Raw genomic sequence first — 10,144 nt, 5'->3', positions numbered from 1 at the left:
TATATCATCCCGTGCTCAAACATTCTCGCTGCGCTGCGAAACTGCGCGCGGGACGATATAGGCGGGCGCCCCGGGGACTACGTTGACGCTGCTTGTCTCGCCCAGGTGCCGTCGGGCCAGGGATGGGCGTCTTCGCTGATAGGTGCTTTGCTGAAAGAGCTGCTTTTATTGCGGCTCTTTCTTTGGTTTTGGGTATATTTGTTTTTGTTGAAATGTTATTGCGGATGGACTGGTGACTTGGCTTTCCGCTGTTCTTTGTAGCCGTCTCGGCTTTGGTTGAGGGGAGACTAACTTTTATGCGTATTGTGTTTATGGGTACGCCTGATTTTGCTGTGCCTTCTTTGACTTCGCTTGTTGAGGCTGGGAATGAGATTGCGCTTGTTGTTACTCGTCCTGATGCTGTTCGTGGGCGTGGTAAGAAGCTGGAGCCGTCTCCTGTTAAGGCTAAGGCGCTTGAGCTGGGGTTGCCGGTTGTTGAGGCTAATCGTATGACGCCTGAGGTTGTTGAGGTGCTCAAGGCTGCGCAGGCTGATATTTTCTGTGTGGCAGCCTATGGTTGCATTTTGCCCGATGAGGTGCTGCATATGTCGCCGCTTGGTATTGTGAATGTTCATGCTTCGCTGCTGCCTCGTTGGCGTGGGGCTGCTCCTATTCAGCGTGCCATTCTTGCTGGTGATGAGATTGCTGGCGTTTCTATTATGCGCATTGGGCATGGCGTGGATACCGGCGCCTATTGTGCGCAGGCCTCGATCTCGGTTGCCGGTAAGCATGCCGAGGCGCTGACTATGGAGCTCGCTGAGCTCGGCGGCAAACTGCTTGCCGATACGCTTCCTTCTCTTGCCGATGGCACCGCCGTGTGGATCGAACAGGACGAGGCGCTCGTTACCCATGCTGCCAAGATTTCTAAGCAGGAGATGCGCTTGGATCCGCACATGGCGGCGCTTGATTGCGTGCGTCATGTGCTGGCCTCGTCCGATACCGCGCCTGCTCGTTGCGTGATTGCCGGCAAGACCGTGCGTGTGCTCGATGCTGCGGCGGCTGATGTGTCGCTTGGCGAGGGTCAGGTTCTCGTTCAGGCTAAGCGTGTTTACCTTGGCCTTTCCGATGGCTCGGTTGAGTTGCTCGAGGTTAAGCCTGATGGCAAGCGTGCTATGGCCGCTTCTGCTTGGGCTGCTGGCCTGCAGGGTGCCGATCTTATCTGGGGTGTTTTGTCATGAGCAAGCTGTCTCCCGCGCGCAAGCTTGCGCTCGATGTGTTGATGGAGGCCGATCGCCGCGGCATGTATGCGCGCGACGTGCTGTCCTCTCGCGCATCGGCCAAGGCTATTGACCAGCGCGATTCCGCTTTTGCTGCCCGCTTGGCGCTGGGTGTGGCCGCCACGCAAGGTATTTTGGACGAACTGCTCGATCAGTTTCTCGATAAGCCTAAAAAGGTTGCGCCGCGTGTTCGCATGGCGCTTCGTATCTCGGCCTTCGAGATGCTCTACCTGCATACGCCTGGCCGCGTTGCCGTAAGTCAGGGAGTTGAGCTGGTTCGCTGCGGTGCTAAGTCCGCCGCTGGCTTGGCCAATGCTGTACTCCATAAGGTTTCAGACAATGTTGAGGACTTTGCTACTGCGTCCGATGTGGATGAGTCTGAGCGACGCTTGGTTCGTCTGTCGCGTCTGATGGGTCTTCCTCGCTGGCTGTGCGCTCGCATTATGGCGTCGTTTGACACGCCAGAGGGTGCGCTTAACTTTGCCGGCAATCTGGCCCCCGCGCCGCTGGCCCTACATGAGAACGCCTTTGCGTCCAAGCCCGATCCGTATATCTCGCAGCTTGTGGCACCCGTGTTCCCGGGTTGCCATGCCCCGGTTGATGCCCAGGTTACCGTTGCTTCGGGTGCGTTTGAACGTGCTGCCGCGGTGGCATCTGATCTCAACGCGCAACTTATCGCAACAGCTGCCACGCGCCCCGGTAGCTGCCTTGAGATTGGTGCCGGTCGTGGCACCAAGACCTATGTGATGATGTGCCAGGCCAAGCGTACGGGCTATGAGCGTCAGCATACGGCGCTCGATTTGCATGATCGCAAGTGCGATCTTAATCTCGCTCGCCTGCATAAGGCCGGTATTCAGGGCGTTCGTACGGTTTCGGGTGATGCCTGCGAGCTTAATGAGGTGCTCACATCGTTTGATGCCATGCTTGGCGAGCCGGTTAAGTTCGACACAGTCTTTATCGATGCGCCGTGCTCTGGCACCGGAACCATGCGTCGTCATCCCGAGATCCCGTGGCGCCTGACCGAAAAGGATGTGACGGTTGAGCTACCCAAGCTGCAGCTGACGATGCTCAAGGAAGCCGCTGCGCGCGTGGCTGCCGGCGGCGAGCTCATCTATGCGACGTGCTCGGTCTTTGATGAGGAGAACACGCAGGTTGTGGACGCGTTCTTGGCGTCGCCCGAGGGTGCGGACTTTAGCTTGGAGCCGCTCTCCGAGGCGCAGATTCTGCAACTCCCCGAGTTCGATCAGGCCAAGAAGCTCGTATCCGTACGCCAGAATGATCGAGGCCTCTTCCAAAGCGTGCCGGTAAACGCCGACTCCTACGACGGCCACTTCTGCGCCCGCCTGGTCCACAAGTAACGACTAAGTTGCGGTGAAATAGGGATTGAATAGCGGCTTCTGCCCGCCAAACAGTCCTTATTTCACCGCAACTCATAAGGAAACCTGGGCAGCTAAAGAATCAGCCCCGCGATTGGTGTTGGCGCGGGGCTGATTGGTTTCTAGTGGCTGTGCGGGCAGTTGGCGCAGCAGCCGCTGGTGGCGCTGGTGCTGGAGCCGCCGCTGCGCTGGTCGGTGTTGTAGAAACCGCTGCCGTCGAACTTGATGCCGCTGGCCGAGAACGTCTTGGATGCCGGAGCGCCGCAGCTGGGGCACACGACCTCGGGACTCTCGGACATGGGATGCTCAACCTCAAACACGTTGCCGCAGCTCGAGCACTTGTAATCGTAGCGCGCCATAATACTTCCTTTTCAGCACAAAGCGGGCAGATCACTCTGCCCGCATAAAATCAAACGTCTGTAACTGTACCCTATATCGGGCGTTTTATCACGCTTCGCCCCAGAATCTATGCGTGTTGCGCAGGAGCTGTGCGGTTTTGCCCTCAGCGGCCGCAACGTCGGCCTCGTCAGCCTGCCAGGTCCAGTTGCCCGTGGCCACGCCCGGTACGTTCATGCGCGTGTCGTCGCCAAGCCCCAGCACGTCCTGCAGCGGCATCATCACCAGGGGAGCGTCGCTTGTCAGCGCGTCGCTCATCAGCTTGGCTGCCACCTCAACACCGCTCGGCTCGTCGCCGCCCGCAAAGGAGCGCGTGCACCAACCCGCGAGCGTCGACGTGTCATGCGTCGATGTGTACAGGATCTTGCCGGGCGTAGGGTGCACGCCGCAACGAACGTCGTAATCGCTAAACTCCAGTACGTCCATACCGGGGAAGCCGCAAGTCGAAGCCATGGCGCGAACGCCGGGCGTCAGGTAGCCCAGGTCCTCGGCGATAAAGTTGAGCGGCCCCAGCTCGTCATAGGCGGTCTGGAACAGGTCCTTGCCCGGACCCGCCAGCCAGCGGCCGTCGGCGCAGGCCTTGCCGGCGGGAATGCTAAAGTAGCTGTGGAATCCCAGGAAGTGATCCAGACGCACGCGGTCGTAGAGCGAGAACGCGCGACGCAGGCGATCCATCCACCAGCTATAGCCGTTCTGCTTCATGTGGTCCCAGCGGAACGTCGGGTTGCCCCACACCTGACCCTCGGGTGCAAAGTTGTCGGGTGGCGCACCGGAGATCTCGATTGCCTTGCCGGTATCGGACAGCCAGAAGTTCTCGGGCTCGCTCCACGCGTCGGCCGAATCGTCCGAGACATACATCGGGATATCGCCGATGACCTCGATGCCCTTCTTGTGCGCGTAGTTCATGAGCTCGCACCAGGCTAGGTCAAAGCGGTACTGCATGTACGCCTGCAGCTCTGCCTCGTCGTGGAAACGCTTGTCGTCAATCAGGTGCTCGTTGTAGCGCGCGACATCCGTCGGCCAATCGTGGCGCGACTCGCCCTTAAAGTACTTCTTAACGGCCATGTAGACGCAGTATTTCTCGAGCCAATCGGCGTTGCGATGTTTAAACGCGGTGTAGAGCGGATCGGCATCTTCGCCGCCACGGGCCTTCCAAGTCTCAAAGTCGGCCGCCAGCTCCTCTTGGCTCTCGGGCAGCAGGTCAATATTGCCCGCAAAGGCCGAAGGCCCGGCGTAAGGGGAGCGGAAGAAGTCCGTTGGGTTGACAGGCAGGACCTGCCAGTAGCGCATGCCCATAGCGGACAGATGGTCGATAAAGCGACGCGTGGGTGCGCCGATCGTGCCGGGCTTGCCGTCATCGGTCGGTACCGAGGTGATATGGCACACAACGCCCGCGCCGTGATCGAGCGGCTCCTGCAAGCGCTGCTCGGCATGGTGATAGATGATCGACGAGCCCAGCGGATACAAATCGAGCGTGACCGTGCCGTTGTGGATCTCGCACTCGTGACCGCTGATCACGTCACTCGCGCATTCGTCGAGCGCCGGAATCGTCACGCGGTGCGAATTGCGCAGACTACGGTTGATGATAACCGTCGCGGACTCGCCATCCTTGCCCGTGCGGTTGTATGCCAGCACCTCGTCGTTGAGCGCGAAGGCCTTGATCTCGCCGTCGATCATAAACGGCAGTGCGCGGCGTACGGCGGAGGCGTTTTTGACAATAGCCAGTGTGTCGAAGTCGTGCAGTTGGTCCTTGGTCGGCAGGGTGCGGCGGTTGCCCGGATCGGTTAGACCCTCCAGGCCGTATTCGTCGCCGTAGTAGATCGAAGGCACGCCGGGGAAAGACATCTGCATGAGCGTGGCGAGCCAAAAACGGCTCTTGGCCAGGCCCATCGAGTTCTCGTCCAGGCGCCATTTGCTGCGTTCACACTCGGGCAGCTGCGACTCGTCGGGGCCGCCGCCGAGCACCGAGATGATACGCGGGCGATCGTGGCTCGACAGCAGGTTGAGCGCGCAGGACAATGCCTCGCTCGGGTAGTTCTCGCGGAGGGTCTCGATATCTTCAGCAGCTTGGTAAGCGTTTTTGTAGCCCATCAAAAAGCCGATGACCATGTCGCGGAAGGGGTAATCCATGGCCGAGTCGAGCTCGGAGCCTTGCAGGTAGCGGCGCAAATGACCATAGCTGATCTTGTTGGAGGCATCTTCCCAGACTTCGCCGAGCAACAGTGCGTCAGGCTTTTCGGCAAGTACTGCCTTCTTGATCTCGGTCAGGAAATCGTCCGAAAGCTCGTCAGCGACGTCCAGGCGCCAGCCATGAGCGCCGGCACGTAGCCATTTACGGATCACGCCGTCCTTGCCCAGGAGCCGCTCGCGTACCAGCTCGGAGCTCTCATTGATGGCAGGCATGTTGCCCACGCCCCACCAGCAGTCATACGAACCGTCCTCATGGAAGTAAAACGCATCGCGCCACGGCGAATCCTTGCTCTGCCACGCGCCCACGCCGGGGTAGTTGCCATAGCGGTTGAAATAGATCGAATCGTCGCCCGTGTGGTTGAACACACCGTCGAGAATGATGGAAATGCCCAGCTTTTCGGCCGCCTGACACAGTTCGGTAAAGTCCTGCTCGGTGCCCAGAATCGGATCGATCTTGGTGTAATCGGCGGTGTCGTAGCGGTGGTTACTCGCGGCTTCAAAAATGGGGTTGAGGTAGATAGCTGTAAATCCCAACTCGGCGATGCGGGGCAGGTCTTCCTGGATGCCCTTGAGCGAGCCGCCGTAGAAGTCCCAGGTCTTGATGGAGCCGTCTTCGGCGCGCTCGTACACGGGCGGCTCGTTCCAGTCCTCGACCATACGGCGCTGGATTCCGTTGCGCGGTTTTTCGACCTCGGCCAGCGTGCGCTCGCGCCAGTTTTCGTCACGGGCGTAGCGATCGGGGAAGATCTGGTAGACCATGCCACGCTCGTACCACTCGGGACGCACTTCGCGGTGCTTATAGACGGTAATCTGGAAGGACGGAACCTCGGCGTAGCCGTAAGTTACGCCCTCGCCACCGGTGCGGCCTTGCGGCGCGCCCAGGCGAACCTCGGGCTGGCCCTCGATATTGCAGATAAAGCTGTACCAGATAAGACAGGGCTCGGTGCACTCAAGCTCTACGGTAAATATGCCGTCGCCCTCGTGCGTCATGGGATACAGAGACTCACCGATCTCATCTACCCAGGTACGCAACGTAAGCGTTGCCTGGTTGGGATCGGCATCCTCCAAAATCACGGAGAGCGAAAGGGTAGTTCCTGTGGTCACAGCGCCAAACGGAGTGCGAAACTGCGGCAGACGGCTGTTGTGAATCAATCTCATAATACGGTCCAGTTCAATAGAATCACGGCCTGCGGGCCATGGCTTTACGCACAAGTTGTAAGTATATCTTTTGTACACAGGCTGTATAAACAACATCCGTTTACCATCGGCGAACGGTTGTCCTAGAAAATCGTTTTACCAATACCTACAGAGAAGGGGCGCCCGGTTGGAGCGCCCCTTGCTTAGGGTTTGATGAGGTTTTGGATCGTCTGTGGGCTAGCGACGCTTGCGGGTGGCCGTTGCCTTGCGGACGGAGGTCTTCTTGGTCGGAGCCTTTTCCTCGGTCGCGACGACGGGGGAGACCGGGGCCTTCTTGGCGGGCTCGGCCTTTGCCGTAGCCTTCGGAGCGGTCTTGACCTCAGCGGCCTTTGGTGCCGGCTTGGCCTTTACTGCAGGCTTGGCCTCGGCCTTAGCCTCTGCCTTGGGAGTTGCGGCCTTTGCCGTGGACTTCTTGGCCGTCGTCGTTGCGCGCTTGCGCGTGGTGGTCTTGGCGGTCGGCTTGGCCTCGACAGCTGCCTCGGCCTTGGGCTCGGCGGCTGTCTCCTCGACCTTGACGGCGGGCTTTGCGGCAGCCTTCGGAGCGGCCTTTGTCACAGTAGCCTTGGCGGCCGTCGAATTCGTTGCCGTGGTCTTCTTGGCAGCTGTTGCCTTCTTGGCGGTCGTGGTCGTCTTCTTGGCAGCGGTCTTTGCCGGAGCCTTGGCGGACGGCTTGACCTCTGCGACCTCGGCCTTTACCTCAGGAGCGGCCTCGACCTCGGCGGCCTTCTTGGCAGCGGCGGTCGTGCGCTTGCGCGTGGTCGTTGCCTTGGCAGTAGTTGCCTTGGCAGCGGTGGCCTTGCTCGCAGCGGTCTTCGTGGTCGTGGTCTTCTTAGCCGTCGTCTTACGGGTCGCGGTCTTCTTAGCTACGGGCTTTACAGCAGGCTTGACCTCGACCTCTGCCTTGTGAGCAACCTCAGCCTTCACCTCAGGCTCGGCCTTTGCTGGCTCAGCCTCAACCGGCTTCTCTTCGGCCTTGGGCTCCTCAGCGGCCACCGGCTCAGCAACAGCCTCAGACTCGTCGACAACAGCTGCCGGCCTCTCAATCTCCGGGTGCATAAAGAAGTACAGGTCCAGATACTTGTCGGCCGAGCGCGTCCAGCTAAAGTCCTGGCTCATGGCCTGCGTGACCAGCTGGTTCCAGGCATCGCGGTTATCCCAGAACAGGCGTGCCGCACGGAACACGGCGTCGCCCATCTCGTCGCCGTTAAAGTTACTAAACGAGAAGCCCGTGCCCTCGCCGGTAAACTCGTTATACGGAATCACCGTGTCCTTCAGACCGCCAGTCTCGCGAACAATCGGCAGGGTGCCGTAGCGCATGGCGATGATCTGCGACAGGCCGCAGGGCTCAAACTTCGAAGGCATCAGGAACATGTCGGCTGCGGCATACATACGCTGCGACAGCGCCGGATCGAACTCGATACGTGCGGCCATGGTGCCGGGGTACTTGTCCTGGAAGTAGCGCAGGCCGTCCTCGTAGTCGCGGTCGCCGGTGCCCAGCACGGCCACCTGAACGCCGCCGGCCAGGATGCGGTCGAGCGCGTACATAACCAGGTCCATGCCCTTCTGGCGCGTCAAGCGCGTGACCATCACCATGAGCGGGCGGTCGTCGCGCACCTCGAGCCCCAGTTCCTCCTGCAGCTTTGCCTTGCACACGGCCTTGCCGGAACGGTCATCAACCGTGTAGTTGGCGGCAATGCGCTTGTCGGTCGCCGGGTCAAAGCCCGCCACGTCAATGCCGTTCAAAATGCCCTGCAGCGCATAGGAGCGCTCGCGCAGCACGCCGTCCAGGCCCTCGCCAAACTCGGGCGTCTGGATCTCGTTGGCATAGGTGGGGCTCACCGTGGTGATGGCGTCGGCATAGCGAAGCGCGCCCAGCATATAGTTGACGCTGCAGGCGTCGCAACGCAGCTGCGAGGCGGCAGCGGGAATATGCGCCACACCCAGGATGTCCTCCATCACGGTGTCGCTAAACTGGCCCTGGAACGCCACGTTGTGGATCGAGAACACGGTCTTGACGCGGTCGTACAGCGGAAGGCCCTGGTAGAACTCGCGCAAGAACACGGGCGCCAGTGCCGTCTGCCAGTCGTTGCAGTGCAGAATGTCGCACTCAAAACCGGCCGGCAGGTGCTGCAGACTCTCGGTGATGGCCTTGGAGAAGAATGCAAAGCGCTCGCCGTCATCAAAGAAGCCGTACGGATAGTCGCGCGCAAAGTAGCGCTCGTTATCGATGAACATATAGGTGACGCCGTCGTGCTCGAGCTTCTCGAGCCCGCAGTACTCATTGCGCCAGCCCAGGCTCACGTAAAAGTCGGAGAAGTGCTCCATCTGCGCCTTGTACTCGTCCTTGATGGTGGCGTACTTGGGCACCATGACGATGACCTCGGCGCCGGCGCGCACGAGCGCCGCAGGCAGCGAGCCCGCCACGTCGCCCAGGCCACCGGTCTTCACAAACGGTGCGCACTCGGCCGAGGCAAACACGATCTGCATCTTTTTGCTGGAATCTGCCATATTGTCTCCCATGTTGCAATTCGAGAATAGCCGCCTGGCACAAACCGGGCGGCTATTCTACATGTTACGAGCGATGTTGCGGTGCCAACGTTAACGTACGATGGTGGTGTCGGAAGTTAACGGAGCCTTGCCCAGCACCAGGATGTTCTCGGGCGTGCCGCGAAGCTCGGTGTTGGTGGGAACCACGTTGTTTTTGTCCAGAATGGCGTTCTCAACGCGGGCGCCGCTCTTGATGATGCAGCTCTGGTTGATGATCGAATTGGTGACCGACGCACCTTCCTCGACCACGACGCCGCGCGACAGGATCGAGTTGCGCACGGTGCCCTTGATGATGCAGCCGGCCGAGATGATCGAGTTGCACGCGTGGCTGCCGGTCGCATAGCGCGAAGGCGGCACGTCGTGAGCCTTGGTCAGGATCGGGCGCTCGGGATCGAAGAGCTGGTCGGCCACGGTCTGGTCGAGCAGGTCCATGCTGCGGCGATACAGCGACTTCTCGCTAAACACGCCCACGACCTCGCCCTTGTACTCGTAGCTGCACACGTCGATGTTGCCAAAGTCGCCCTGGAGTGCCTCGAGCAGGTCCAGATAGTCGGCGGCCTGGTAGTGGTCGATGATCTCGAGCAGCGTCTCACGGTTGACGATGCAGCAGTCCATGGAGGCGTTGTCGCCGTACACGACGCCGGCGCTCACGCCCGTCAGGCGGCCGTTCTCGTTAATCTCGAGCTTGGTCTCGTCATCGACGTTGCGCGTGGCCTTGCAGTACACCACGGTCATCTGGGCGCCGGAGTTCTCGTGCGCCTCGATGATGGTGTTGAGGTCCATGTTAAAGATGATGTTGGTGCCCATCATCACGACATAGGGCTTCTCCGAGCGCTGGAACAGCGTCTTGTTGGAGATGATGTCGCGCAGCAGGAAGCGCATGCCGCCCTTGGTGGTGCCATACGCGTTGCCGGGCACCATGAACAGGCCGCCCTTCTTGCGGTCCAGGCCCCAGTCCTTGCCTGAGCCCACGTGGTCGATCAGCGAGCGGTAGTTGCCCGGCATGACGACGCCGACGGTCTTAATGCCGGCATTCATCATGTTGGACAGCGGGAAGTCGATCAGGCGGTAGCGGCCCAAAAACGGGACGGACGCGATGGGGCGGTCCTTGAGCAGCACGCTGCCGTAGGTCGAAGAGTAGTTAGCGGTGATATAACCGATGGCCTTGCGATTGATCATCGG

At 60.3% G+C, this 10,144-nt stretch carries 6 protein-coding genes; 2 read left to right on the top strand and 4 right to left on the bottom strand.

What is annotated here, in order from left to right; all coding sequences use genetic code 11:
- The first annotated feature begins 296 nt into the window (after positions 1-296).
- Together fmt and DW233_RS01750 are read left to right on the top strand one after the other, a co-directional pair.
- Positions 297-1,217: a methionyl-tRNA formyltransferase gene (fmt, locus tag DW233_RS01755; protein ID WP_118266387.1), complete on the top strand. Its 921-nt coding sequence runs from the start codon at positions 297-299 to the stop codon at positions 1,215-1,217.
- The gene (locus tag DW233_RS01750; protein ID WP_118266385.1) at positions 1,214-2,614 is read left to right on the top strand and encodes an RsmB/NOP family class I SAM-dependent RNA methyltransferase; all 1,401 of its coding nucleotides are present in this window, start codon (positions 1,214-1,216) and stop codon (positions 2,612-2,614) included. Before fmt ends, DW233_RS01750 begins: the two co-directional genes overlap by 4 nt.
- Positions 2,615-2,754: 140 nt before the next feature.
- On the opposite strand, the gene DW233_RS01745 is transcribed toward DW233_RS01750, so the two are convergent.
- The 4 genes from DW233_RS01745 to glgD all read right to left on the bottom strand — a co-directional run bounded on the left by DW233_RS01745 (position 2,755) and on the right by glgD (position 10,141).
- Positions 2,755-2,991 (bottom strand): FmdB family zinc ribbon protein, encoded by a 237-nt coding sequence (locus tag DW233_RS01745; RefSeq protein ID WP_117790331.1) that lies wholly within the window; start codon positions 2,989-2,991, stop codon positions 2,755-2,757.
- Positions 2,992-3,079: 88 nt separating this feature from the next.
- The gene (locus DW233_RS01740; RefSeq protein ID WP_118266383.1) at positions 3,080-6,376 is read right to left on the bottom strand and encodes a 4-alpha-glucanotransferase; all 3,297 of its coding nucleotides are present in this window, start codon (positions 6,374-6,376) and stop codon (positions 3,080-3,082) included.
- A gap of 216 nt (positions 6,377-6,592) precedes the next feature.
- A complete protein-coding gene (glgA, locus tag DW233_RS01735; protein ID WP_199574560.1) occupies positions 6,593-8,923 on the bottom strand; it encodes a glycogen synthase GlgA in 2,331 nt (776 codons plus the stop codon).
- Positions 8,924-9,013: 90 nt separating this feature from the next.
- Positions 9,014-10,141, bottom strand: a complete 1,128-nt coding sequence (gene glgD, locus DW233_RS01730) for a glucose-1-phosphate adenylyltransferase subunit GlgD (protein WP_099431724.1) — start codon at positions 10,139-10,141, stop codon at positions 9,014-9,016.
- Positions 10,142-10,144: the final 3 nt, after the last annotated feature.

The organism is Collinsella sp. AM20-15AC, from assembly GCF_003471405.1.
In the GTDB taxonomy this organism is placed as follows: Bacteria; Actinomycetota; Coriobacteriia; order Coriobacteriales; family Coriobacteriaceae; genus Collinsella.
The sequence above is the reverse complement of the archived record's forward strand: the minus strand, read 5'-3'. Positions and strand labels throughout refer to the sequence as shown.

Bases quoted from the DNA above. Each gene is read 5' to 3' on its own strand.
- fmt (WP_118266387.1), top strand. From the start codon at position 297: ATGCGTATTGTGTTTATGGGTACGCCTGATTTTGCTGTGCCTTCTTTG.
- DW233_RS01750 (WP_118266385.1), top strand. From the start codon at position 1,214: ATGAGCAAGCTGTCTCCCGCGCGCAAGCTTGCGCTCGATGTGTTGATG.
- DW233_RS01745 (WP_117790331.1), bottom strand. From the start codon at position 2,991: ATGGCGCGCTACGATTACAAGTGCTCGAGCTGCGGCAACGTGTTTGAG.
- DW233_RS01740 (WP_118266383.1), bottom strand. From the start codon at position 6,376: ATGAGATTGATTCACAACAGCCGTCTGCCGCAGTTTCGCACTCCGTTT.
- glgA (WP_199574560.1), bottom strand. From the start codon at position 8,923: ATGGCAGATTCCAGCAAAAAGATGCAGATCGTGTTTGCCTCGGCCGAG.
- glgD (WP_099431724.1), bottom strand. From the start codon at position 10,141: ATGATCAATCGCAAGGCCATCGGTTATATCACCGCTAACTACTCTTCG.